Source organism: Nocardiopsis sp. NPDC058789 (assembly GCF_042745575.1).
Classification (GTDB): domain Bacteria; phylum Actinomycetota; class Actinomycetes; order Streptosporangiales; family Streptosporangiaceae; genus Nocardiopsis; species Nocardiopsis eucommiae.
Genome location: NZ_JBHYOW010000004.1, coordinates 14,114 through 39,576, shown reverse-complemented (window position 1 = coordinate 39,576; position 25,463 = coordinate 14,114). Strand labels below are relative to the sequence as shown.

The window sequence follows — 25,463 nt, the reverse complement described above, 5'->3', positions numbered from 1 at the left end:
ATTTCAAATCTGGTCACAGAGTCAAAGCTAGGCCAGATCGCACCCCGGGACAAGCCCCCGTCGAGGGAAACCGAGGATGCGAGTCGAAGGGGATCGCCCGAACCGGAGCGGACGGGACGATAGCCTCGCCCCTGTGTTGATCGCCGCCGCCGTGTGCCCGCATCCGCCCGTGCTCTTCCCCGAGGTCGCCCGGGGGGCGGCGCCGGACCTCGACGGTCTGCGCGCCGCGTGCGACCGCGCCGTCGCCGGGCTCGGCAGGGCCGGGGCCGACCGTCTCGTCGTGGTGGGCCGGGGCCCGCGTGAGCACCTGTTCGGGTCCGAGGCCGGTGGAGACCTCGCCGACTTCGGAGTCGTCCTGCGCGTGGGACCGGAACCGGCCGTTCTGGACCTGGCGGCCACGACCGGCCGCTGGCTGGCCGAGCGCGGCGGCCTGACCCCGGACGGCTACCTGGAGGTCTCCTCCGGGACCACCCCGGAACGCGCGGCGGGGCTCGGCGCGGAACTCGCGGGGTCGGCGGACCGGGTCGCGCTCCTGGTCATGGGGGACGGAAGCGCCCGCAGGACCGAACACTCACCGGGGTACGTGGACGCGCGGGCCGTCCCCCACGACGACGCCGTCGCCGAGGCCCTGGGGGCGGCGGACACCGCGTTCCTCGCCGGGCTCGACCCCCAGCTGGCCCTCGAACTCATGGTGGCCGGGCGCCCCGCCTGGCAGGTCCTGGCCGGGGCCGCCCGGGAGGGCGCCCTCACCGGGGACCTGCTCGCCTACGAGGCGCCCTACGGCGTGGGGTACTTCGTGGCCGCCTGGGCGTGAGCCCGGGGGCGCTCAGCGCTGCGGGTTCGGCAGGAGCGTCGCGACGTCCACCAGGGCCTCGCCCGGCTCCTCGGTACGCCCCGACAGCGCCGACTCCACCTGGGTCATCGCCCGCTCCAGCAGGTTCGGGGCGTCGTAGGGGAGCCAGTCCACCCGGGGGTCACGGCGGAACCACGACTCCTGGCGACGGGCGAACCGGCGCGTGGCCTGTGCGGTCTGCTCCTTGGCCTCGGTCTCGGTGATCTCACCGTCCAGCTGGGCGAGCGCCTGCGCGTAGCCGAGCGCCTTGGACGCGGTGCGCCCCTCGCGCAGGCCCTGCTTGTCCAGGCGACGGACCTCCTCCAGCAGACCCTGGTCCCACATGCGCTCGACCCGCAGGTCGATGCGCTCGTCGAGTTCCGGGCGCGGGGCGGTCAACCCGAGCTGCACACACGGGTAGAAGGAGGTGTGGTCGGGCAGGTTGGCGGTGAACGGGCGCCCGGTCAGCTCGATGACCTCCAGGGCACGGACGATCCGCCGTCCGTTGCCCGGCAGGATGGTGCGGGCGGCCTCGGGGTCGGACTCGGCCAGCCGGGCGTGCATCAGCCCGGGGCCGACGTCGGCCAGCTCGTTCTCCAGCCGGGCCCGCACCCGGGGGTCGGTGCCCGGGAACTCCATGTGGTCCAGGACCGCGCGCACGTACAGCCCGGAACCGCCCACCAGAACGGGGATGACGTCCCGGTCGGCGCAGTCGTCCACCCGTTCCCGCGCGAGGGTCTGGTAGGTGGCGACGTCGGCGGGTTCCCGCACGTCCCAGAGGTCCAGCAGATGGTGCGGCACGCCCCGCCGCTCGCCCACGGGGAGCTTGGCGGTACCGATGTCCATGCCCCGGTAGAGCTGCATGGAGTCGGCGTTGATCACCTCACCCCGGCGCCCGGTGCGTTCCTCCAACCACTCCGCCAGATCGACGGCCAGGTCCGACTTGCCCACAGCGGTCGGGCCCACGACCGCGATCACCTTGATCATCCCTCCAGCGTAACCACGTCCGGCCCGCTCCGGGGCCGGAGCGGGTGAGAGATCGGTGGGAGTTCGGCGGGACCTCGGCCCGTTCGATGACCTGGGCGCGCGCGTCTAGGATGGCCAGCATGCGATTCGCCAAGGGCCACGGAACCGAGAACGACTTCGTGATCCTCCCCGACCCGGACGGGGAGCTCCAGCTCACGGAGGAGACCGTACGTTCGCTGTGCGACCGACGGGCCGGTATCGGGGGTGACGGTGTCCTCCGGGTGGTGCGCACGAACGCGCTGGGCGAGACGCTCGCCCCGGCGGCCCGCACCGCCGAGCGGACCGCGTGGTTCATGGACTACCGCAACTCCGACGGCAGCGTCGCGGAGATGTGCGGCAACGGGGTGCGGGTCTTCGCGCACTACCTGCGGCACGCCGGTCTCGTCTCGGAGGACCGGTTCGAGGTCGGCACCCGTGACGGCGCCAAGGGCGTCGTGATCGAGTCCGACGGCGACGTCACCGTGGACATGGGCCGGGTGGAGCGCCTGGGCACCTCCTCGGCCAAGCTCGCCCGACAGGTCGTGCACGGCGCCCGCATCTCGGTGGGCAACCCGCACCTCGCCTGCGAGGTCGACGCTCCGGTGGCCGGGATCGACCTGACCGCACTGCCGGTGCTCGACACCGAGGCCTTCCCCCAGGGAGCCAACGTCGAGGTGTACTCCGAGGTCGGCCCCGGCGTGCTGGAGATGCGCGTGTACGAGCGGGGTTCCGGCGAGACCCGCTCCTGCGGCACCGGGATCGTGGCGGCGGCCGCCGCGGCCACCCCCGAGGGCGAGGACGCCACGTGGCGCGTACGGGTTCCCGGCGGTGAGTGCACGGTCCACGTGGACGCCTCCGGCGCCCGCCTGAGCGGCCCCGCCGTGATCGTCGCCGAGGGCGAGACCCTCCTGATCTGACGGGACCGCCCGGCGGTTCAGCGCGGGGAGAGCGCCCCCGTGAACCGACCCGCGTCCAGCCCGCGCAGGGAGGCGTCCAGGATCTGGGCGGTGTGCGTCACCGCCACCGGCGAACCCGCGCGCTCCATGGCGGAGGCGATCTGGAGGGAGCACCCAGGGTTGCCCGAAACCAGCACCCGGGCCCCGGTGGAGGCCACGTCCGCTCCCTTGCGGTCGCCCAGTTCGCTCGCGGCCTCCGGCCTGAACAGGTTGTACACCCCCGCCGAACCGCAGCAGACCTCCTTGTTGGGCAGGTCGACCACCTCCAGGCCGGGGATCTGGCGGAGCAGCTCACGCGGCTGGCGGGTCACCCCCTGGCCATGGGACAGGTGGCACGCGTCGTGGTAGGCCACCCGGAGAGGGATCGGATGGCGTTCGGCGCGGGGGCCCAGGGCCACCAGGTACTCGGTCAGGTCCACCACCTTCGACGCGACCGCCCGGGCACGCTCCACCCACGCCGGTCCCGCCCCCGCCTCGTCCAGGGTCCGGTCGAAGTGCTTCATGCTGGACCCGCACCCGGCGGAGTTCACCACGACGCGGTCCACCTGACGGGCCTCGAACACCTCGATCAGGCCCTTCGCGAAGTCCGCCGCCTCGCCGAGCCGCCCCGAGTGCCCCGACAGCGCCCCGCAGCACCCCTGGGCGCGCGGGATCACCACCTCGCAGCCCTCCAGGGCCAGCACCCGGGCGGTGGCCGTGTTGACCTCGGGGAAGAACGCGCCCTGCACACAGCCCACGAGCATGCCCACCCGGGCGCGCCGCTCACCGACCGCCGGGACGAGCTCGGGCAGCGGGGGAGGGGGCGCGGACAGGGGCGGGGCGATCCGCTCCATGGTGGCCAGGGTCGGTGAGATCCGGTCCAGGAGCCCGGACCTGCGAACCAGCGCGGAGACTCCGCTCGCCTGGTAGGCGCGCAACGGCCCGCGCAGCGCCCGGAGCCGCCCCCGGTGCGGGAAGAGCGAGAACACGGCCCCGCGCAGCACGCGCTCGCCGGGGGACCGTCGGTGCTCCTCCTCCACCCGGTACCGGGTGTGCTCGATGAGGGCGTCGTAGGCCACCCCGGAGGGGCACGACGACACGCACGCCAGACAGCCCAGGCAGTTGTCGAAGTGCCCGACCGCCGTCTCGGTGAGCACGTCCTCCTCGTGCATCTGCCCCATGAGGTGGATGCGTCCGCGCGGGGAGTCCATCTCCTGGCCCCACAACACGTTGGTGGGGCAGGTGGGCAGACAGAAACCGCAGTGCACACAGTCGTTCAGCAGGTCACCGAAGAGCCGTTCGCGCTCGCCGGGTCCACCGCTGGCCGGTTCGGTCGGTAGGTCGGTCACGGGGCTCCCTGGTGTCGAGGCGGGCGGGTGGCGGGTCGGGTGGCTCAGATCCCCCCGGCGAACCGGCCGGGGGAGAGGCGGTGCCCGGGGTCGAGTGAGTCCTTCACCGCGCGCATCAGCCCCAGGCCGGGGACCTCGCCCCACGGGCTGATCCCGGCGGCGCGCACGTCCGGTTCGGAACGCAGCAGGACCAGCGGATGCTCGGTGGCCGACCGGACGCCGTCGACCACCAGCCCGATCCGCTCCGGGGCGGTTCCCGGGGGGAAGGACACGACCAGGGACCCGGTCGAGGCCGAACCCTGCGTGCGCGCGCCCGCGTCGACCGCCCCGGAGACCTCCGCGACCCAGGCGGCGGCCGCGACGCTCTGCGCCGGTGGGGTCGTGACCAGGGCGAGGGTGCCCTCGGCGGGGAGCAGACCCCAGCCCTCGGGCAACTCCTCGCGGACCGTGGGCGGGCCGTCGGCGCCGTTCTCGGCCAGGGCCCGCACCGTCCTCCCCGCGCGTGCCTCCAGCCCGGCCGGGGTCCCCTCCAACACCACGTCCAGCCGTCCGGGGCCCTCGGGGGGCCAGTCCAGCTCCACGGCCGAGGGCACCACGGAGGTCGCCCGCAACGCGGCCAGGGCCTCCTCGGCCCGCGACCGGGAGGACACCCGCGCGCTCACCACCCGCAGGGACTCCGGGAGGGGGTGCAGGCGGAAGGCGACCGAGGCGATCACACCGAGCGTGCCGAACCCGCCGGTGTGCAGCTTGGCGAGGTCGTACCCGGCCACGTTCTTGACCACCCGGCCGCCGCTGCTGGCCACCACCCCGTCCGCGCGCACCACCGTCATCCCGATCACGAGGTCGCGCAGGGCTCCCGAGAGCAGACGGCGCGGGCCGCTCACCCCCGTCGCCACGGCTCCGCCCACCGTGCAGCCGAGCCGGACCGGGTCGTAGGACAGTCGCTGCCCGGCCGAGGCCAGGGCCGCGTACAGGTCGGCCACCGGGGTGCCCGCACCGACCTCCACCACCAGGTCACCGGCGATGTGGTCGATCCAGGAGAGCGCGGAGACGTCCACCAGCAGGTCGAGGGAGCGCGGTGTCCCGCCCCAGTCCAGTGCGGTGCCGCCACCGCGCACGGTCACCGAGAGCGCGCTCCGGTGCGCCGCCGCCATCACCCCCGCGAGGGCGTCGGTGTCGGACGGCGCCGCCACGTACCGGGGCACGACCCCGCACACGGCGTCCTCAACGGTCGCCTCCCTCAGGTCACAGCCATCGACATCCAGGTTCACCCTCGGCCTCCCGGCCCTCGTCGTCACTCCGCCGCGGCCCGGCGGTTCAGAACTGCTCGGCCTCGCCGGACTCCACCAGCGGGTGCACCCCGGTGCGCACCCCCGGCCGCTCGCCACACAGGCGCGGTGTGGGCAGGAGCTTCTCCGGGTTGGCGATCCCGTCCGGGTCGAAGGCCCTCCGGAACAGGTCGAAGGTCTCCAGCGCGGCGTCGTCGAACATGCGGGGCATCTTGCACGCCTTGTCCACGCCCACCCCGTGCTCCCCGGTGATGGACCCGCCGTGCTCGATGCACAGGTCCAGGATCGCCCCCGACACCCGCTCGGCGCGCTCGCCCGCGCCGGGCTCGGAGTCGTCGAACAGCACGAGCGGGTGCAGGTTCCCGTCTCCGGCGTGGAACACGTTGGCCACCCGGATGCCGGACTCCGCCGACAGCGCGGCGATCCGCCCCAGCACCTCGCCCAGCGAGGTGCGCGGTACCACCCCGTCCTGCACGATGTAGGCCGGGCTGATCCGGCCCACGGCGGCGAAGGCGGACTTGCGGCCCTTCCAGATGAGGGCGCGCTCCTCGGCGCCGCTGGCCGCGCGGGTCTCGAAGGAACCCGCGTCCGCGCACAGGGCGGTGACCCTCTCCAGCTGGGCGTCGACCTCCTCGGCGGGGCCGTCCAGCTCCACCACCAGCACGGCGGCCGCTCCCTCGGGGTAGTCGCAGGCCACGGCGCGCTCGGCGGCCTCGATGGCCAGGGCGTCCATCATCTCGATGGCGGACGGCAGCACCCCGGCGGAGATGATCGCGCTCACCGCCTCGCCGCCCGCGTCCAGCGAGGTGAACGCCGACAGCAGGGTCACGGTCTTCTCGGGGGAGCGGGTCAGGGACACGGTGACGCGGGTGGCCACGCCCAGGGTGCCCTCGGATCCGACGAACGCCCCGATGAGGTCGTACCCGTGCGCGCCCGGTGCCTTGCCGCCGAGCTCGACGATCTCGCCCGCCGGGGTGACGATCTGGAGTCCGCGCACGTGGTTGACGGTGAACCCGTACTTGAGGCAGTGGGCGCCGCCGGAGTTCTCCGCGACGTTGCCGCCCACCGAGCACACCTGCTGGCTGGAGGGGTCGGGTGCGTAGTAGTAGCCGTGGGGGCTCGCGGCCCGGGTGACGTCGAGGTTGGCCACACCCGGTTCGACCACCGCGCACTCGTTCTCCACGTCGATCTCGACGACGCGGCGCATGCGGGAGGTGACGAGGAGGACGCCCTCGGCGTGGGGGAGCGCGCCCGCGGACAGACCGGTGCCCGCCCCGCGCGGGACGAAGGGGACGCGGTGCTCGGCGCAGAGGCGAATCACGGCGGCGACCTGCTCGGTGGTGGTCGGCATGACCACGACACCCGGGGTGGCGCGGTGGTAGGTGAGGCCGTCGCTCTCGTAGACGCGCCGTTGGGAGGGGTCGGTGAGGACGCCGTCGTCACCGCAGATCTCACGCAGCCGGGGGATCAGGGTGGCCAGCACCGTGGGCGTGTCGGGTGCGGACGTGGTCATGGGCGCCTCCCGGTTCCGTCCGGAGAGCACGGCTGGGGGTGGCGCTCTCCGACTGCGGCCTCGCAAGGGGACCGTACGACCGTGCCCCCTGCCGAGGCAAGGGGCACGGTGGAAACGGTATTTCGTTTTGTGAAACCGATGCGGGGCGGTCCGCGAGTTGGACTCGGTGGACCGGCCCGATCCGTCCAGGTTGGCCGCGCTGGACGGGTTCCGGTCGGCTACGGCATGCGCTCGTAGGCGGGCAGGGTCAGGAAGTCGACGTAGTCGTCGTCCAGCGCGACCTCGGTGAAGAGCTCGCTGGCCTGCTTGTACAGGTCCTCGTTGAAGTGGGCGCCGAGGGCCTCGCGGATGGCGGCCAGCTCCTCACCGATGATCTGCCTGACCAGGTCGGCGGTGACCTTCTCGCCGCCGTCCAGAGTGACGTCGTTGTGCAGCCACTGCCAGATCTGGGACCGGGAGATCTCGGCCGTGGCGGCGTCCTCCATGAGGTTGTGGATGGCCACCGCGCCGTTGCCGCCCATCCACGCCGCCAGGTACTGGAGGGCGACGTTGACGTTGCCGCGCAGACCGGCGAGCGTCACGCCGCCGGGGGTCTGGTCCACGGCGAGCAGGTCGGCGGCGGACACCTCGACCTCGGGGCGCTGCTTGTCGATCTGGTTGGGGCGGTCGCCCAGGACGCCGTCGAAGATCTCACGGGCGATCGGGACCAGGTCGGGGTGGGCGACCCAGGAGCCGTCGAAACCGTCGCCGGACTCGCGGGACTTGTCGTCGCGGACCTTGGCGAAGGCGTTCCGGTTGACCTCCTCGTCCTTGCGGGACGGGATGAAGGCGGCCATGCCGCCGATCGCGTGGGCGCCGCGCTTGTGGCAGGTCTTGACCAGCAGTTCGGTGTAGGCGCGCATCATCGGTGCGGTCATGGTGACGGCGTTGCGCTCGGGCAGCAGGAAGCCGCGACCACGGGTGCGGTGGGTCTTGATGATGCTGAAGAGGTAGTCCCAGCGACCGGCGTTGAGACCGGCGGAGTGCTCACGCAGCTCGTAGAGGATCTCCTCCATCTCGAACGCGGCCGGGATGGTCTCGATCAGGCAGGTGGCGCGGATGGTGCCGCGCGGGATCCCCAGACGCTCCTGGGCCAGGACGAAGATGTCGTTCCAGAGGCGGGCCTCGAGGTGGCTCTGCATCTTCGGCAGGTAGAAGTAGGGGCCCCTGCCCTTGGCGATCTGGCGCTTGGCGCTGTGGAAGAAGTACAGCGCGAAGTCCACGATGCCGCCGCTGGTGCGCTGGCCGTCGACGAGGACGTGCTTCTCGTCCAGGTGCCAGCCGCGCGGGCGGACCACGATCGTGGCCAGCTCGGAGTCGTCCTTGAGGGCGTAGGTCTTGCCCTGGGGGGAGGTGAAGTCGATCTCGCGGTCCAGGGAGTCACGCAGGTTGAGCTGCCCCTGGATCATGTTCTCCCACAGCGGGGTGTTGGCGTCCTCGAAGTCGGCCAGCCACACCTTCGCGCCGGAGTTGAGCGCGTTGATGGTCATCTTGCGGTCCGTGGGACCGGTGATCTCGACGCGGCGGTCGGTGATGCCGGGGGCGGCCGGAGCCACCTTCCAGCTGTCGTCCTCGCGGATGTGCCGGGTCTCGGGGAGGAAGTCGAGGTCCTCGCCAGCGGCGATCCGCTCCTCGCGGGTCCGGCGCGCGGCCAGCAGTTCCTGGCGGCGTGACTCGAAGGTGCGGTGCAGCTCGGCGACGAGGGCGAGGGCGTCCTCGGTGAGGATCTCGTCGAACCGATCGTTGAGGGGGCCGGTGATCTCGACCCCGTGCGTGGCGCCCATGGATAACCTTCCGCAATACGAAACAAGCTTCTGGGATGTGGAAATGAAGCTACTATCTTGATGTCGAGCGGTCAACGTCACTCACGTGCTTGATCAGTGAAGATCTTCATCAAGGCGGAAGTATGTCCAAAGTTCCGACGGAAGATCTGCGCTTCTTGAGTGTTGGAGCTACTCCAAGGATCTCACGCGTCCGCGCGGACACATGGCCTGTGTCACGTTCCCTGCGATAATTCGGATGCCCTGCCCGAGCGGAGGTGCGAGCATCGTGACCACGGCCGTCGTACCCGCTCCGGGAAGAACCATGGCGGCACATGCGTTGACCCACCTGGAGGGATATGAATACAGCTGACACCCACGGAAGCGACCGCGCGGGGCACCAGGCCCACAGCGAGGACGACTTCCGTGAGGAGAGCACCGTCTGCGGCGGAGCCGCTGGCGGTGACCACTACGAGGACCAGGGCCACACGCCCGACCAGGGTGAGATGGAGCTGGCCGAACGGCACGCGCTCCGCCGCGTCCAAGGGCTCTCCACCGAGCTCACCGACGTCACCGAGGTCGAGTACCGGAAGCTGCGCCTGGAGCGGGTCGTGCTCATCGGCGTCTGGACCAGGGGGACCCAGACCGACGCCGACAACTCACTGACCGAGCTGGCCGCACTCGCCGAGACGGCGGGCGCCCTCGTCCTCGAAGGACTCACCCAGCGCCGCTCCAAGCCCGATCCCGCGACCTACGTCGGCAAGGGCAAGGCCGCGGAACTGCGCGACATCGTCGAGGCCACCGGCGCCGACACCGTCATCTGCGACGGCGAGCTCACCCCGGGCCAGCTGCGCCAGCTGGAGGACGTCGTCAAGGTCAAGGTGGTCGACCGGACCGCTCTGATCCTCGACATCTTCGCCCAGCACGCCAGCAGCAGCGAGGGCAAGGCCCAGGTCGAACTCGCCCAGCTCAACTACCTGCTCCCGCGACTGCGCGGCTGGGGTGACTCCCTGTCCCGACAGGCGGGCGGCTCCGGCGGTGGCGGTGCGGGCGGCGGCGTCGGCACGCGCGGTCCCGGTGAGACCAAGATCGAGACGGACCGCCGACGCATCAACGACAAGATGGCCAAGCTGCGCCGTCAGCTCGCCCACATGCGGACCGCGCGCGAGGTCAAGAAGGACGTTCGCCGCAGCCGCGAGGTGCCCTCGGTGGCGATCGCCGGGTACACCAACGCGGGCAAGTCCAGCCTGCTCAACCGGCTCACCGGCGCCGGGGTGCTGGTGGAGAACGCGCTGTTCGCCACCCTGGACCCGACCGTCCGTCAGGCCCGCACGCCCGACGGTCGCGGCTTCACCCTGAGCGACACCGTGGGCTTCGTCCGGCACCTGCCGCACCAGCTGGTCGAGGCGTTCCGCTCCACCCTGGAGGAGGTGGCCGACTCCGACCTGATCCTGCACGTGGTCGACGGCGCCCACCCCGACCCGGAGCAGCAGATCAGCGCGGTCCGCGAGGTGTTCGCGGAGATCGAGGCCGTGGACGTGCCCGAGCTCATCGTGGTGAACAAGGTCGACGCCGCCGACCCGGACACGCTCAGGGCGCTGCGTACCCGCTACCCCGACCTGGTCGAGGTGTCGGCGCGCACCGGTGAGGGTGTGCCCGAGCTGGTCACGGCACTGGCCGAGGCGCTGCCGGAGCTCGCCAAGGAGGTGCGCGCCCTGGTCCCGTACTCGCGAGGCGACCTCATCGCCCGGGTGCACGAGGAGGGCCGCATCCTCAGCGAGGAGCACACCGGGGACGGGACGGCGCTGCACGCCTTCGTCCCCGAACTGCTCGCCGCCAAGCTCGACGAGTACGCGCCCAGCAACGCCTGAGACCCGGCACGGGCGAACACGCGGCCGGGACGTCCACGGGACGTCCCGGCCGCGTCGTGTCGCGACCACGGACTCCCGGGGAGCCGCGCCAGCGGCACTCACGTTCCCGAGGAACACGATCGGAGCTCGATCGCGAGAAGGAAGGCCAGCTCAGGGAGGGTCCGGGTGGTCTTCATCACGCTGCGGGCTTGCGAGTTTCGCTCGGTAACGCTCGCATTCGTCCCCTCGGGGAGGTGTACACGGGCTCCGAGGATGGACTACGGTTTTGGAGCACTGGCCGGCAGTGATCGCTGTCCCCCCGGGCCGATGCGAACCCCCACTGTCACGGCACCGCGAGGCGACTCCGGGTCGCCCACGGCCCTGTCGGAATCGTTTCCAGATACGAGGTCGCCATGCCCGCCCGTGCACGCCACGTCCCTGCTCCGCGCGTCCCGCGGCGGATCTGACCGGCGAGGGCGGACCACCCCATGACGGTAGTACTCCTCACCAACATCGGTCGGCTGTGGACAGGGATCGAGCTGCTCACCAAGGCCGCCATCCTGATGGACGACGACCGGATCGCCTGGGTCGGTCACGCGGCCGAGCTCCCCCAGCGCATCCCCGGAGTGATGGAGGACCTCACCGAGGTCGACGAGGTCGTCAACATCGGCGGCGGACTCGTCACGCCCGGCCTGGTCGACGCCCACTGCCACCCCGTCTACGCGGGCGACCGCTACGCCGAGGTCAACATGTGGGCCAAGGGCGCCACCCGCGCGGACATCTTCGCCGCGGGCGGCGGGGTGTCCACGACCGTCACCATCACCCGGGGAACCGACCCCTGGACGCTGTGCAACGCGGTCCGGGAACGGCTCCGGCACTGGGTGCTGTCCGGCAGCACCACCGTGGAGGCCAAGACCGGCTACCACCTCACCCGGGACGGCGAGCTCGCGGACGTGCGCCTGCTGCGCTCCCTTGAGGAGGAACCCGGGATGCCCCGGCTGCACGTCACGTTCTTCCCCGCGCACGGGGTCCCGCCGGAGTTCTTCGGCCGTCCCAAGGAGTACGTGGCCACCGCCGCCTCCTGGCTCAGCGACGCCGCCATGGCCGGGGCCGACGGCGTGGACGTCTACTGCGACAACCAGCAGTTCACCACCGAGGACGCCCACATGCTCCTGGGCGTGGGCCAGTCGGTGGGCCTGCGCACCACCCTGCACGCCTGCTCGCGGCCACGGCACGGCGCCGTCCGGATGGCCGCCGAACTCGGCTGCTCCTCGGTGGACCTCGTCCACGAGGCCGACGACGAGGACCTGCTCGCTCTGGCGTCCACCCGCACACCCGTGGTGGCCTGCCCCACCACCGCCCTGCACGAGCGCCGTACCCCGCCGGTGCGCGCCCTGCTCGACCACGGTGTCCCCGTGGGCCTGGGCACCGACCACAACCCGGGTCAGTCCGGCACCACGTCCATGCCGCTGGTCATCTCCCTGGCGGTGTCGATGTTCGAGATGACCGTCCAGGAGGCGCTCAACGCCGCCACGGCGGGCAGCGCGCACGCCCTGGGCCTCAACGACCGGGGCATGATCGCCCCGGGCATGCTGGCCGACCTGGTGCAGTGGGACGCCGACCACGAGGGTGCCTTCGCGTGGTCGATGGGCCTGCACACGCTGCGCGTGTGGCAGGGCGGCCGGACCATCCACTGAGCCCCGTCCGGACCCCCGGGCGCGTGGACGCGGCGCGAGCCGGAACCGAGTCGGAGTCCGGCGGGCGGTGCGGCGCCGCTCCGCTCAGCGGGTGCCCCGGGCGCGGGCGATCTCGATCACCGCGCGCTCCAGCGCGTACTCGGGATCGCGTCCGGCGCCCTTGATCAGCGCGTCGGTCTCCGCGATCACCGCCATCGCACGGGTCACCCCGGCGGCGCTCCACCCGCGTGCCTGCTGGCGCAGGGTGCGCAGCTTCCACGGCGGCACCTTGGCGCGCTTGGCCAGCTCCGCCTCGTTCACACCGCGCGGAGGCTGGGCGGCCACCGCGATCCCGCGTACGGCACCGGCCAGGGCGCTGTTGATGAGCACCGGGGCGGTGCCCACCGCCAGCGACCAGCGCAGCTGCTCCAGGGCCTCGGGCAGGCGCCCCTCCACGGCGCGGTCCGCGACGGTGAACCCGGAGGCCTCCGCCCTGCCGGAGTGGTACCGGGCCACCGCCGCCGCGTCCACCCTGCCCTCGGTGTCCGCGATCAGCTGGGTGCAGGCCGCGGCGATCTCGCGCAGCTCGGTGCCGACCGCGTCCACCAGGGCCTGTGCGGCGTCCCCGGTGATCTGCCGACCTGCCGAGGAGAACTCGCCCTTGACGAAGGCCACCCGCTCGGGCCCCTTGGTGGGTCCCTTGCAGTCCACCCGCCGGGCCCCGGCCTTCACCGCCGCCTGGAGCAACGCCTTGCCCTTGGCGCCGCCCGCATGGGTGAGCACCATGAACACGTCGTCGGCGGGCGACCCCAGGTAGTCGGTGACGGTCGCCGCGAGGTCCTTGACCAGGTCCTGGGAGGACCGGAGCACCACCACCCGGCGGTCACCGAAGAGCGAGGGGGACGTGACCTCCACCAGGGTGGTCGGTCCCACCTGGGAGGGAACGAGGTCGTGGACGTCCACCTCGGGGTCCTCCTCGCGGGCCGAGGCGACGACGGCGGCCACGGCACGGTCGACGAGGAGCTCCTCGTCGCCGACGATGAGCGTGATGAGGGCGGGTGCAGGCATACAACGAGGATGCCACGCCCCACCGACCAACCGGTGCCCGATCACCTGTTCCCCGCCCCGGATCACCCCTGTGGCCCGGTGCCCGGGTCCGGGCCACGGGTGGCCACGCGTACCGGTCCGCCCAGGACGGCCACGTCCCCGTCGAGGTCCGTGCGGGCGTGCACCCGGGCCACCTCCTCCAGCACGCCCACCGTGAACGGGGTCGGGTGGCCGTAGGAGTTCTCCCGACCGGCCGAGGTGACCGCCACCGTCGGGTCCGTGGCGGTGAGGAAGGCCGGGACCTGGGTGCTCGCGCCGTGGTGCGGGGTGGTCAGCACCGTCACCGAGAGCAGTTCCGGCTCCGGCTCGCGTAGCAGCGCGCTCTGCGCCTCCACCTCGATGTCCCCGGTGAGCAGCACCGACATCTGCGGGCCGTCGGCGCGGACCACCACGGAGGTGTCGTTCACCGATCCCACGAACCCCTCCTCCGGCCAGAGCACCCGCAGCAGCCACGGACCCACCCGGAACCGCTGGCCCCGTTCCGCCTCGTTCAGCTCCACTCCCTCCTCGGCCAGGAGCCGCCCCGCCTCCCCCTCACCGAACCCCGGAGGTGCCAGCGCCGCCGGAACCCTCCGCTGCCGCAGCACGCCGGGCGTTCCGTCGACGTGGTCGGCGTGGTCGTGGCTGAGGACCAGCAGCGGCACCGTCCGGACCCCCAGCCGGTGCAGGCAGCCGTCCACCAGGTCCGGGTCGTCCCCGGTGTCGAAGACCACCGCCTCTCCCCGTCCGACGGCCAGGACGAAGGCGTCCCCCTGCCCCACGTCGCAGGCGACCACGGCCCACCCCGCCGGTGGCCACCCACCGGGCACGCACCGCGCGGCCAGCCCCAGGACCAGCACGGTCACCGCGACGGCGGCGAGCACGCGCCGGGTCCGGCCCCGGGTCACCAGGAACACCACCAGCACCACGGCCAACAACAGACCGCCCACCACGTCTGACCGCCAGGGCAGTGCGCCATAGGGAACCCGGGCCCCGGTCTCGGCCACCAGGGCGATCCAGGACACCCCCAGACCGGGCAGGGGCACCAGGAACGCGGCGGCCCCGGGCCACACGGAGGCCAGCGCGGTCAGCACCGAACCCGCCACGGTCACCACCGCCACCACGGGCGCGGCCAGCACGTTGGCCGGGACCGCCACCCAGGACACCTCGCCGGACAGCAGCACCAGCACCGGCGCGACCGCCACCTGGGCCGCCACCGCGACGGCGAGGGCCTCCGCCACCGGGCGCGGCCAGCGCGAGGACCAGGCCCGCGCCCAGCCGGGCACGAGCACCAGGATGCCCGCCGTGGCCAGCACCGACAGCGCGAACCCGTAGGACGCGGCCAGGCCGGGCGCCACGAACAGCACCCCCACCACCGTGACGCACAGGGCTCTCATGCCCGCCTGCGCGCGCCCGGTGGCCAACGCCAGCAGTCCCAGCGACCCCATGAACGCCGCCCGCACCACACTCGGCTCCGGTCGGCACACCAGGACGAACACCCAGATCATCAGGGCGCCGCCCAGCACCGAGCACCAGGTGGGCGCACGCGCCCACCGTGCCACCCCGAGGACGAACCCCGTGAGGATCGCGAGGTTGGCGCCGCTCACCGTCAGCAGATGAGTCATCCCGGTGGCCCGGAAGTCCTCGGCCGTGCGCTCCGGCAGAGCCGACACGTCACCGACGATCAGTGCGGGAAGCAGGCCCCGCTCGGGTGCGGACAGCCCGGCCGACGCCTCGCGCAGGCCGGAACGGACGCCACCGGCGAACTCCTGGAGGCCGCCGGGTTCACCGATCCGCTCCGGGGGTCCCCGAACGAGGACCAGGGCGGCGGTCAACCGGTCGTCGTCCGCGCCCAGGAAGGCACCGCGTGCCTCGAAGGACTGGCCCGGCAGCAGGTCCGACCACCCGTCCCCGGAGGCCAGCACCACCACCGGCGCCCGCGACGCGCGCTCCACGCCGTCCACCCGGACCCACGCGGTGCGTGCGGGCACCACCCACGCGGCCCGGCCCGGACGCGACAGCCCCGCCCTGGCGCGGGGGTCGGTGGAGACCACCGCGCGGAAGGCCGTCTCCCCACCGTGCTCCGCTGCGGCTGAGGCGGCACTGACGGCCGTCCGGTGGACGTGGACCCCGGCCACCGCCGCCACCGTCGCGCCGCAGGCCAGTGTGGCGACCAACGCCAACGCCGACGACTCCGCCACGGGATGCGTCACCAGGAGCGCCACCAGCGCGGCGCCGCCCAGAACCCCCGCGAACGACCACGCCAACCACGGCGGTGCGGCCAGCGCGCCGAGGGCCGCCGACCAGGCGGCGACGGCGGGCAGGAGCAGCCGGAGATCCGGTGGCCGGTCCAGCCCGTGGGCGTCGGTGCCCAGCCAGCTGACCACCCCGCCTCACCCCACCGTCACGTGGGGTTCGAGACTCCTGAACGTCTTCTCCGCGATGCCGTCGACGCCCAGCAGGTCCTCGGTGGAGCCGAACGTGCCGCCGAGCGACTCCCGGTGGGCCAGGATCTGCTGGGCCTTCTTCTGCCCGATCCCGGGAAGGGTCTCCAGCTCCGACTGCCCGGCGAGGTTGAGGTTGACGAGGGGACCGCCGCCCTCGGGGCCCTCACCCGACGCCCCGTCCGGCTGGGGGACCCCCACCAGGACGCGCTCCCCGTCCGTCAACGGACGGGCCAGGTTGACCAGGTCCAGGTCGGCCTCGGGCAGCGGACCGCCCGCCTCCTCCACCGCGTCGGCCACGCGTGATCCGCCGGGCATGGTGTACAGGCCGGGCCTGACGACCTCACCTCCCACGTGCACCACCACGTCCGCGCCCGGTTCCTCGGCGGCGCCACTCCCGGCGTCGTCATCCCCGGACCCGGGCTGCTCGGTCCCGTCCCGTCCGGCCGGGGAGGCCTGGCTCGCCAGCTCGGTCACGACCACCTCCTCGGGGCGGTCACGCACGACCAGGAGGGCTCCCGCGACGGCGAGCAGGCCGAGCACCAGCAGGGCGACCACCGCGCGCCGTGACAGGGACGAGCGGGCGCCCCAACGCTCGGCCACCCGGTCCAGGACCGAGTCGGGCGCCTCCGGGGTCAGCTCCGTGTACCCGGACGGGGGGCGAACCGCCGCCGCACCGCGCCGGTGCCGTCCGCCCGCGTCTTCGTCGGGCGGAGGCTCCGGGGTCTCCGCCGACCCGGACGGCGCGGGCGCTCCGAGGCTCCCCTCAGGCGCACTCGGGACGTCGGGGCCAGGGGTGGGGGCGAGCGCGGTCGACGGGGCGGGGACGGAGGGCGTGACCACACCGGAGCGCCCTCCGGACGCGTGGGCCCCGGGCTCCGGTGCACCTCCCGGATCCCAGCTCGTGGAGTGCTCCTCCCGGGGGCCCTCGCGGTGCCGCTGTTCCGGGACACCCTCTCCGAGGGCCGTGGCGAACACGGCGCCCGGTCCCGTGAGCTCGCTGGTCCAGGGGGACGGGCCGTTCCGGTGGTTCTCCGGGGCGGCATCCGGAGGGGCGGCATCCGGAGGGACTCGACGCGCAGCCGGGGCCTCCGTGACAGGGGGTACGGCCAGGGCGTCCGGCGTGATCCGGACGGTGGGTGCCGTCTCCGGGTCGAGGGGGTCCTCCGGCAGCAGCACCGCCTCGTCCGGCGGCCCCGCGGTTCCGTTCCACAGGGGGCCGGGCGGGGACGGAGAACTCCAGTGCCCGCTCCCCACCGAGGCCCGGCCCTCAGGGAGGTAGGGGGAATCGGACCCGTCCACCGCGTAGGGCGGCCGGGGGAGCACCACCGCCGGTGCGGAAGCAGGGCGTGGAGCGTGGTCGCGTGGCGGCGGGAGGGCGGGGGAGGAGTCCAGCCCGAGGGCACGGAGCCGTTCCTCGGGGGCCGACAGGGGAGGTGTGCGCCGTGACCGGCGCGAAGCGGTCATACAACCCACGCTAGGGACGCCGGACCGCCCTGTCACCGGCTGGTTTCCACCTGTGGACAACTCCGCGGGGCGAGGCTCGGGGCAGCTTCCGGGCAGGCGGACGCGGGCGGAGCGGGAGGCTCCCCCGATATCGAGCAAACCAGGAGTCGGGCCCCGGCTCCAGGCACACGGGCGACCTGTGGACAACTCCGAGGGGTTGAGCGACCTGGCCTCAGGACCCTGCCCGCGCCCGTGTCGCCGGTACCTCCGGGGAGCCTCGGACGGGCCGACCGGGAATCCGTGACCGATCAGGGGCCCCGGGGCCCGGGCACGACGAAGGGCCCGGTCCTGGTGGACCGGGCCCTCGCGAAGCCTTGTGCCTTGAGCCCCTAGGCGGACTGAAGGTCGTGCAGGCGCTTGGCGATCGCGCTCTTGCGGTTCGCGGCCTGGTTCTTGTGGATAACGCCCTTGCTGCTGGCCTTGTCCAGGGTACGAGCGGCCTCGCGCTGCGCGATGACGGCCTGCTCGACGTTCCCGGCCTCGGCAGCTTCGCGGAACTTCCGAACGGCCGTCTTCAGGGAAGAGCGCACCGCCTGGTTGCGGACACGAGCCTTCTCGTTCTGCCGAATGCGCTTCTTCTGCGACTTGATGTTCGCCATGCGAAAACGTGCTCCAGTTACTGTGATCTTCGCGTCGGTCGAACAGGCGGCTCATCCCATGGGCAGCCGTTCCATGAGAGGCCTGCGTGGGCGCCGACGCAGGGTGTGTGTGAGTCCACAGGGCTCAAATTCGAACGTGGAAGTCCGAGACACGGACTTCTCAGTATGCCGTACCGGGTGGACCACTCGGAACCGTCACGGCTCACCCACCGGGGACAGCCAGGCGTTACGGTACGCGGTCAGGTCGCCTTCGTCGGCCTCGTCCACCAGGTACAGGGACACACCCAGGGTCATGCCCTCGGGGACCTCCTCCGCCCGGGACATCCCCAGCCGGACGGCGGCGAGGGCCGTCAGCGCGGTCTCGTTCTCAGTGAGCGGCCCCCACTGCTCGCTCTCGTAGGCGGGCACCCCGAACCTCACGGTGACGTCCTCGCGAGTGCGCAGCGCCGTCACCGCCTCGGTCACCTGCCGCACCATGAACCCGCCGTACAACCCCGCCGTGGGCATGTCCGCGCCCACCCCGGGGAGCACGACCTCGTCCGCGTGCTCGGTCACCCGGTCCAGGTACCCCTTGGACCAGTACTTCTCCTCGCCGCCCGCGACGAAGGACGGAACCCTGCCTCCCGGAGCCAGCTCCACGTGGTGGGCCCGCACGGACAACAGCGCGTCCTCGTCCAGCTCCTCGCGCACCATCTCCATGAGGGTGGGCAGGGACGGGTCGTTCACCGTCACCGGGCGGATCTCCAGGTGCACCCCGTCGAACCCGTCCGCGCCGACCTCGGCGACGGCCGGAGCCAGGGCCTCCCTGGCCGGGGCGTCGAACCGGTCCCGGATGAGCGAGGAGCCCGACTCCACGTGCCGCAGCCAGGCCAGCGCCTCCACGTCGGGGTGGTGCGCCTCCAGCCACGACAGCAGCGCCCCGGTGTCCGGCACCCGCTCCACGGCGCCGTCCGCGTCCACCTCGCCCGCGTACACGTACAGCGTGCTCACCGCACCGGTGTCCAGCAGCGCCTCCAACGCACCGGTGTCCTCCCACGAGCCCACCCACGCGGCGTCGGCGCCCTGCGAGGCGGCCCACTCCTCGGGTGACCCCGAGTACTGGTAGGCCAGCAGCGCACCGGCGCCCACCAGCACGACCAGGACCGCCGCCACACCCGCCAGCAACCGCTTCAGAAGCCACTTCACCCGTACGCCACCCGCTCTCGTCCGGCGCCCTGGTCCCCTGGGCAGCCGCATCGCCCGTTTCCGGTCCCAGGTCGCATAATCTGGACCCAGGTCCCGCGCTCGCGCCCATACTGCCGTATCCTCCCCGGCCGACTCCGGTGAGGACGGTCTCGGCGCCGTGGGATGATGGACGATGCCGTGGCCGGATGGTCCCTGCCATCCACGAGCCCGGCGGGGCGGCGCCACCCCAGGCGCACGACGACCCACACCCAACCCTGTGAACGGAGCACGGTGGCACAGCCGAACTGGACCGATCCCGCGCTGATCCGCAACTTCTGCATCATCGCGCACATCGACCATGGCAAGTCGACGCTGGCCGACCGGATGCTCCAGATCACCGGCGTCGTCGAGGACCGTCAGATGCGGGCCCAGTACCTGGACCGCATGGACATCGAGCGCGAGCGCGGCATCACGATCAAGTCGCAGGCCGTGCGCATCCCGTTCACCGCGCTGGACGACCGCACGTACACCCTCGACCTCATCGACACCCCCGGCCACGTGGACTTCACCTACGAGGTGTCGCGCTCCCTGGCCGCCTGTGAGGGCGCGATCCTGCTGGTCGACGCCGCGCAGGGCATCGAGGCCCAGACCCTCGCCAACCTCTACATGGCGCTGGACAACGACCTCACCATCATCCCGGTCCTGAACAAGATCGACCTCCCCGCCGCGCAGCCCGAGAAGTACGCCGAGGAGCTCGCCGGAATCATCGGCTGTGAGGCCTCCGACGTGCTCAAGGTCAGCGCGAAGACCGGTGAGGGCGTCGAGGACCTGCTCAACGAGATCGTCAACCAGATCCCGCCGCCCGTCGGCCGGGCCGACGCCCCGGCCCGCGCGATGATCTTCGACTCGGTCTACGACACCTACCGCGGCGTGGTCACCTACGTGCGGGTCGTGGACGGCCACCTCAGCCCGCGCGAGCGCATCCAGATGATGTCCACCAAGGCCTCCCACGAGATCCTGGAGATCGGTGTCAGCTCGCCCGAGCCCACCAAGAGCCAGGGCCTGGGCGTGGGCGAGGTCGGCTACATCATCACCGGCGTGAAGGACGTGCGCCAGTCCAAGGTGGGTGACACCATCACCTCCCTGTCCAAGCCCGCCACCGAGATGCTCGGCGGCTACCAGGAACCCAAGCCCATGGTGTTCTCGGGGCTGTACCCGATCGAGGGCACCGACTACCCGGTGCTGCGGGACGCCCTGGACAAGCTCCAGCTCAACGACGCCGCCCTGGCCTTCGAGCCGGAAACCTCCGCCGCCCTGGGCTTCGGCTTCCGCTGCGGCTTCCTGGGCCTGCTCCACCTGGAGATCACCCGGGCCCGGCTGGAGCGCGAGTTCAACCTCGACCTCATCTCCACCGCGCCCAACGTGATCTACCGCGTGGACATGGAGGACGGCGCCGAGCACGTGGTGACCAACCCGAGCGAGTTCCCCACCGGCAAGATCGACGGGATCTACGAGCCGATGGTCAAGGCCACGGTCCTGAGCCCCTCGGACTACATCGGTCAGATCATGGAGCTGTGCCAGGACCGCCGCGGCGAGCTCCAGGGCATGGACTACCTGTCCGAGGACCGCGTCGAGATGCGGTACACGCTGCCCATGGCGGAGATCGTCTTCGACTTCTTCGACGCGCTCAAGTCCCGCACCAAGGGCTACGCCTCCCTCGACTACGAGCCCATCGGTGAGCAGAAGGCCGACCTCGTCAAGGTCGACATCCTCCTCCAGGGCGAGCCGGTCGACGCGTTCTCCGCGATCGTCCACAAGGAGAAGTCCTACGCCTACGGCGTGGAGATGACCAAGAAGCTGCGTGAGCTCATCCCCCGGCAGCAGTTCGAGGTCCCGGTCCAGGCCGCCATCGGCGCCCGGGTCATCGCCCGTGAGAACATCCGCGCCATCCGCAAGGACGTGCTCTCCAAGTGCTACGGCGGCGACATCAGCCGTAAGCGCAAGCTGCTGGAGAAGCAGAAGGAGGGCAAGAAGCGGATGAAGATGGTCGGCCGGGTCGAGGTGCCCCAGGAGGCCTTCATCTCCGCGCTGTCCACCGACACCAGTGGTGCCGAGGACAAGAAGAAGAAGTAGGACGGCCCCGGTCGGCGCACCGCCGACCGGGACCGGCCCGCACAGTGAGAGGGGCGCTCCCGCCGGGAGCGCCCCTCTCGTCGTGTGCCGCGCGGGCCCTACCCCTTGACCGCCCCGGCGGTCAGGCCGTCGCTGATGTAGCGCTGGAGGAACCAGAACACGATCAGCGTGGGCAGGGACAGCATCAGCGCGCCCACCGCGAACATCCCGAAGTTGGCGTTGCGCTGTGAGGCGACCAGTTGGTACAGCCCCAGACCCAGCGTCTTGGCGTCGGAGTCCCGCAGGAACACGCTCGCCATCAGGAACTCGTTGATGGTGGAGACGAACACCAGCAGCGCCACGATCGCCAGCACCGGGGTCACCAGCGGCAGCATGATCCGGAAGAACACCTGCGCGTGGGTCGCGCCGTCGATCTGCGCCGACTCGTCGAGCTCCTTCGGCACCGTGTCGAAGAAGCCCTTCATCAACCACGTGTTGATGCTCAGCGCACCGCCCAGGTACACCAGCAGGAGACCCCACCGGGTGTCGAAACCGACCGCCGGGTAGAGCTCACCGATGGTGGAGAACATCAGGTAGATGGCCACGATCGCCAGGAACTGCGGGAACATCTGGATGACGAGCAGACCGACCAGGCCGACCCTGCGCCCTCGGAACCGCATCCGGCTGAAGGCGTATGCCGCCAGTGCCGAGAACAGCACCGTCACCGCCGCGTTGGTGGCCGCGAAGAACAGCGAGTTCGCGTACCAGGTGGTGAACGGCGTGTTCCGGAACAGGTCCCGGGCGTTGTCCAGGCTCGCCCCGGTCGGCCACAGCTGGGCGCTGCTCAGGGTGCCGAGGGGGTTGAGCGCGGCCGAGACCACGAACATCACGGGGAAGATCGCGAAGGCCACGACCACCAGCATGACCGCGTGCCGCCACCCCAGGCGGCGGGCCCACAGCGCGAACCGGGCGGCGCCGCTCCGGGTGTGGGGCGCGCGCACCGTTTCGGGATCGCCGACCGTCATCGGTCCACCTCCTTGAGGGCCTTGCTCCGGCTCAGGCTGACCACGGAGATCACGGAGACGATGAGGAAGATCATCACCGACAGCGCCGCCGCGTACCCGTACTGGGCCGTGGCCTCGTTGAACGCCAGCCGGTAGGTGTAGGTGATGAGCAGGTCCGTGCCGCCCGCCGTCGGGTTGTCCGGCGAGAACGGGCCGCCCCTGGTGATCAGCCACACCGCGTTGAAGTTGTTGAAGTTGAACGCGAACGTGGCGATGAGGATGGGGGTCATGGCGACCATGAGCAGCGGCAGGGTGACGTGTCGGAAGGCCTGCCACGGACCCGCGCCGTCGATCTGCGCCGCCTGCCCCAGCTCACGCGGGATGGCCTGCAACGCCCCGGTGGCCACCAGGAACATGTACGGGTAGCCCAGCCACACGTTGGCGAGGACGACGGCGGCCCTGGCGGTCCACACGTCGCCCAGCCAGTCGATCTGGAGCCCCAGCATCCGGTTGAACAGACCGAAGTCGGTGTTGAACATGTCCCGCCACAGCAGGAACATGGCCAGCGAACTCATGGCGTAGGGCAGGATCACCAGGACCCGGTAGAGCACCCTGCCGCGCATCCTGGGCACGTGCAGGGTCAGGGCGATCGCCAGGCCCACCACGAACACCAGACCGGTGACGGAGGCCGCGAACACCAGGTTCCACAGCAGGATGCCGAAGAACGACCCGGCGAAGGTCGGGTTGAGCAGGAAGCGGGCGAAGTTGTCGAGGCCCACGTTCACCTGCCAGCCCTGCGCCAGCCGCTGCCCGTCCTCGTTGTAGAAGGCGCCGCGTTCGTCGTCCGCGGTGTGGACCTCGCCGGTCTCGGTGTCGGTCACGCAGTCGCAGCCCTGGTCGTAGACCCGGACGGCGCTGCCCTCGAACGCGCTGGACAGGCCGCTGGAGCGGATGCCCGCACCGTCGCCGGTGGGGACCGCGAACTCCTGGAGCTCGTCGCTGCGCGCGTTCACCTCGGTGGGGCTGAGGATCGTGTAGCCGAACGCGTCGGTGACCTTCCCGGCCGGGTCGACGTCGGCGCCGGAGAGGTCGCTCAGACCGTCCGCGGTGCCCACGTACGCGTGCCCCTCGCCGTCGGTGAGCAGGAAGGCGAGCTCTCCGGTCCCGGGGTCGCCGGTGGTGGCGACGGTGAGCACGTACTCGGGCGAGTCGGGGTCCCGGGTGACCGAGAAGGCCTCGATGGCGGCGATGGCCTGGGCCTTGTCGCCCCGGTGGCCGTCACTGAGGTTGGTCACCGAGGTGCTCATCGTGTAGAGCACCGGAAGGATCTGGAAGGCCAGGAGGAACACGACGCCCGGGACCAGGTACTTCGCCGGGACCGCGCGTTTGGACAGGTAGACGTAGTAGACCAGGCCGACCACCACGGCGACCAGGCCGATGCCCCACCAGTTGCCCGCCACGTACAGCGGCAGGACCGCCCACACGCCGAAGGCGGTGAAGACGCTGAGCAGGGCGATCCTGACGAGTTGGCCGGCGAGCGACCCGTTGGCGGCGAACCGTCCCCCGGGCAGCGGGGGACGCGCGGGCGCCCCGGGTGAGGGGGCGCCCGCTCCGTCACGGCTGGAAGCGGCCACCTCTACTGGCCGATCTGCTCGGCGATGGTGTCGTGGGCGGCCTCCATGGCCTCGCGGACGTCCCCGCCCGCGATCGCCTGGGCCTGCGCCTGGCCCAGCGGGTCCCAGGTCTCACCCATCTCCGGGATGGACGGCATCGGCATGCCGTCCGCGCCGGCCTCCGCGATCGCCGCGATGGTGGCGTCGTCGGCGGAGACGGACTCCAGGGCCTCGTTCTGCACGGGGGTGCGCGGGTCGGCCTCGTAGAGGCTGAGGATGAAGTCGGTGGAGGTGACGTAGTTGGTCACGAACTCCTGGGCCAGGGCGCTGTTGGCGCTGCCCTCGGTGACGAAGAACGCGTGGTAGCCGATGTAGGGGCTGGCCGGGGCCTCGCCCTCGAAGCCGGGGATGGGGCTGATCTCGAAGTCGACGCCCGCCTCGTTGGCGTCACCGACGTTCCACGGTCCGGCGACGAAGAAGGGCGCCTCCTCCTCGTAGAAGAGGTTGGCGTCGTTCTCGACGTCGATGGAGCGGCGGAGCACGCCCTCGCCGTCCTCGCCGTACTCGGCGATCTTCTCCATGGCCGTGACGGACGCGTCCGAGCCCACACCGAGGTCGGTGGGGTCCCAGGTGCCGGTGTCGTCCTGCCCGAACAGGTACCCGCCCGCCGAGGTGAACAGGGCGTTCATCCGGAAGGGCTCGCCCTCCTGGCCGACCGCCATGGCCAGGACCTCGCTGGTGTCACCCGCGTCCTTGAGCTCGGTGCCGATCTCGACGAGCTCCTCGAAGGTCTCGGGGGCGTCGGGGGCCAGCGCCGTGTTGCGCATCAGGAAGATGTTCTCCTGCGAGTACGGGACGCCGAAGAGCTGCCCGTCGTAGGTGAGCGCCTCGACGGCGGTCTCGTCCACGCCCCCCGCCTGGTCGCCGGTGAGCTCGACCGGGGAGACGGCACCGTTGCGGACGAGGTTGCCGGTCCAGTCGTGGGCGCCGATGAAGACGTCGGGGGCGTTGCCCGCCTGATGGGCGTTGAGGAGGTCGCCCTGGATGTCGTCGAAGGTCAGCCCCTGGACGTCCACCTCGATGCCGTTGGCCTCCGCGAACGCGGCGGCGGCGCTCTGGATGGCGTCGGCGCGCTCGGGGTCGGACCAGATGACCAGGGTGCCCTCGGCGGCGCCGCCGTCGCCCCCTTCGGAACCGTCGCCGCTGCACGCGGTCGCCGTCAGGGCGATCGCGGCGATACCGGCGACCGCTGAAGCGCTGCGGGATCTCATGGTGTCTTCCTTTCGGGAGGACTGGAGGAGGTGGGGTGCACGCGGCTCACCGGCCGACCGGGTCCGTCGCGGGCGTGCGTGGTGATGTGACGTTAGCAATAACTTGCAGGCTTTGAAAGGCTTTGCAGACGCCCTGGATAAAGATGTGGAAACACCCCGGAAACGGAAGGGGTGTCCGGGTGCGGAGAGTCGCTTCGCGCTCGCCGTGGGTGGGGGTGTCACCCTTCGCGGCCCCAGGGGCAGCCGTTCGACCTCGGCCATCGTCTCCGCTCCCCACCCGCGGTGGCGGGGCGGGGGGTCGGATGCCGGGCGGGGAGCGGGCGGGGGGAGTGCTCCGCGAAGGAGGGGAGGGGCCACGACACGCTCGCGACCGGACTCACCCTGCTGCCCGGCGGCCTGGTGATGGGGCTGCTGGC

At 71.8% G+C, this 25,463-nt stretch carries 18 protein-coding genes; 5 read left to right on the top strand and 13 right to left on the bottom strand.

Features of this window, described 5'->3' with window-relative positions; all coding sequences use genetic code 11:
- Window positions 1–133: 133 nt before the first annotated feature.
- A complete protein-coding gene (locus ACFW3L_RS06300; protein ID WP_378737027.1) occupies window positions 134–814 on the top strand; it encodes a class III extradiol dioxygenase subunit B-like domain-containing protein in 681 nt (226 codons plus the stop codon).
- A gap of 12 nt (window positions 815–826) precedes the next feature.
- Here ACFW3L_RS06300 and miaA read toward each other — a convergent pair whose 3' ends face one another.
- Window positions 827–1,819, bottom strand: coding sequence for a tRNA (adenosine(37)-N6)-dimethylallyltransferase MiaA (gene miaA / locus ACFW3L_RS06295; protein ID WP_378737025.1), 993 nt, complete (start codon window positions 1,817–1,819; stop codon window positions 827–829).
- Between the two features lie 110 nt (window positions 1,820–1,929).
- Here miaA and dapF point away from each other — a divergent pair, with 110 nt between their 5' ends.
- Window positions 1,930–2,754: a diaminopimelate epimerase gene (gene dapF, locus ACFW3L_RS06290; protein ID WP_378737023.1), complete on the top strand. Its 825-nt coding sequence runs from the start codon at window positions 1,930–1,932 to the stop codon at window positions 2,752–2,754.
- 17 nt (window positions 2,755–2,771) lie between these two features.
- Here the strand turns inward: dapF and ACFW3L_RS06285 are convergent, their stop codons facing one another.
- The 4 genes from ACFW3L_RS06285 to aceB form a co-directional block, all read right to left on the bottom strand.
- Window positions 2,772–4,121, bottom strand: a complete 1,350-nt coding sequence (locus tag ACFW3L_RS06285; protein ID WP_378737021.1) for a (Fe-S)-binding protein — start codon at window positions 4,119–4,121, stop codon at window positions 2,772–2,774.
- Window positions 4,122–4,165: 44 nt separating this feature from the next.
- The gene (locus ACFW3L_RS06280; RefSeq protein ID WP_378737019.1) at window positions 4,166–5,392 is read right to left on the bottom strand and encodes an FAD-binding oxidoreductase; all 1,227 of its coding nucleotides are present in this window, start codon (window positions 5,390–5,392) and stop codon (window positions 4,166–4,168) included.
- 46 nt (window positions 5,393–5,438) lie between these two features.
- Window positions 5,439–6,923 (bottom strand): FAD-linked oxidase C-terminal domain-containing protein, encoded by a 1,485-nt coding sequence (locus tag ACFW3L_RS06275; protein WP_378737017.1) that lies wholly within the window; start codon window positions 6,921–6,923, stop codon window positions 5,439–5,441.
- 218 nt (window positions 6,924–7,141) lie between these two features.
- Window positions 7,142–8,746, bottom strand: coding sequence for a malate synthase A (aceB, locus tag ACFW3L_RS06270; protein WP_378737015.1), 1,605 nt, complete (start codon window positions 8,744–8,746; stop codon window positions 7,142–7,144).
- A gap of 335 nt (window positions 8,747–9,081) precedes the next feature.
- Between aceB and hflX the strand changes: the two genes are divergently transcribed.
- Together hflX and ACFW3L_RS06260 are read left to right on the top strand one after the other, a co-directional pair.
- Window positions 9,082–10,593, top strand: coding sequence for a GTPase HflX (gene hflX, locus ACFW3L_RS06265; protein ID WP_378737013.1), 1,512 nt, complete (start codon window positions 9,082–9,084; stop codon window positions 10,591–10,593).
- A 467-nt stretch (window positions 10,594–11,060) separates the two neighbouring features.
- A complete protein-coding gene (locus ACFW3L_RS06260) occupies window positions 11,061–12,269 on the top strand; it encodes an amidohydrolase family protein (RefSeq protein WP_378737011.1) in 1,209 nt (402 codons plus the stop codon).
- Window positions 12,270–12,353: 84 nt separating this feature from the next.
- Here the strand turns inward: ACFW3L_RS06260 and holA are convergent, their stop codons facing one another.
- The 5 genes from holA to ACFW3L_RS06235 all read right to left on the bottom strand — a co-directional run bounded on the left by holA (window position 12,354) and on the right by ACFW3L_RS06235 (window position 19,068).
- Window positions 12,354–13,316, bottom strand: a complete 963-nt coding sequence (holA, locus tag ACFW3L_RS06255) for a DNA polymerase III subunit delta (RefSeq protein WP_378737009.1) — start codon at window positions 13,314–13,316, stop codon at window positions 12,354–12,356.
- Between the two features lie 62 nt (window positions 13,317–13,378).
- Window positions 13,379–15,721: a ComEC/Rec2 family competence protein gene (locus ACFW3L_RS06250; protein ID WP_378737007.1), complete on the bottom strand. Its 2,343-nt coding sequence runs from the start codon at window positions 15,719–15,721 to the stop codon at window positions 13,379–13,381.
- A gap of 6 nt (window positions 15,722–15,727) precedes the next feature.
- Window positions 15,728–17,245 (bottom strand): helix-hairpin-helix domain-containing protein, encoded by a 1,518-nt coding sequence (locus ACFW3L_RS06245; RefSeq protein ID WP_378737005.1) that lies wholly within the window; start codon window positions 17,243–17,245, stop codon window positions 15,728–15,730.
- 368 nt (window positions 17,246–17,613) lie between these two features.
- Window positions 17,614–17,883: a 30S ribosomal protein S20 gene (rpsT, locus tag ACFW3L_RS06240; RefSeq protein ID WP_378737003.1), complete on the bottom strand. Its 270-nt coding sequence runs from the start codon at window positions 17,881–17,883 to the stop codon at window positions 17,614–17,616.
- 195 nt (window positions 17,884–18,078) lie between these two features.
- Window positions 18,079–19,068, bottom strand: a complete 990-nt coding sequence (locus ACFW3L_RS06235; RefSeq protein WP_378737001.1) for a hypothetical protein — start codon at window positions 19,066–19,068, stop codon at window positions 18,079–18,081.
- Between the two features lie 270 nt (window positions 19,069–19,338).
- Between ACFW3L_RS06235 and lepA the strand changes: the two genes are divergently transcribed.
- Window positions 19,339–21,180 carry a translation elongation factor 4 gene (gene lepA, locus ACFW3L_RS06230; RefSeq protein ID WP_378736999.1) on the top strand — a complete coding sequence of 614 codons (1,842 nt, stop codon included), beginning with the start codon at window positions 19,339–19,341 and terminating at the stop codon, window positions 21,178–21,180.
- 98 nt (window positions 21,181–21,278) lie between these two features.
- On the opposite strand, the gene ACFW3L_RS06225 is transcribed toward lepA, so the two are convergent.
- The 3 genes from ACFW3L_RS06225 to ACFW3L_RS06215 are packed head-to-tail and all read right to left on the bottom strand — an operon-like array spanning window position 21,279 to window position 25,047.
- Window positions 21,279–22,184 (bottom strand): sugar ABC transporter permease, encoded by a 906-nt coding sequence (locus tag ACFW3L_RS06225; protein ID WP_378736997.1) that lies wholly within the window; start codon window positions 22,182–22,184, stop codon window positions 21,279–21,281.
- The gene (locus tag ACFW3L_RS06220; RefSeq protein ID WP_378736995.1) at window positions 22,181–23,797 is read right to left on the bottom strand and encodes an ABC transporter permease subunit; all 1,617 of its coding nucleotides are present in this window, start codon (window positions 23,795–23,797) and stop codon (window positions 22,181–22,183) included. The genes ACFW3L_RS06225 and ACFW3L_RS06220 overlap by 4 nt, the downstream gene beginning before the upstream one ends.
- A 2-nt stretch (window positions 23,798–23,799) precedes the next feature.
- Complete coding sequence (locus ACFW3L_RS06215; RefSeq protein ID WP_378736993.1) at window positions 23,800–25,047, bottom strand: extracellular solute-binding protein; 1,248 nt, start codon at window positions 25,045–25,047, stop codon at window positions 23,800–23,802.
- Between the last annotated feature and the right edge of the window lie 416 nt (window positions 25,048–25,463).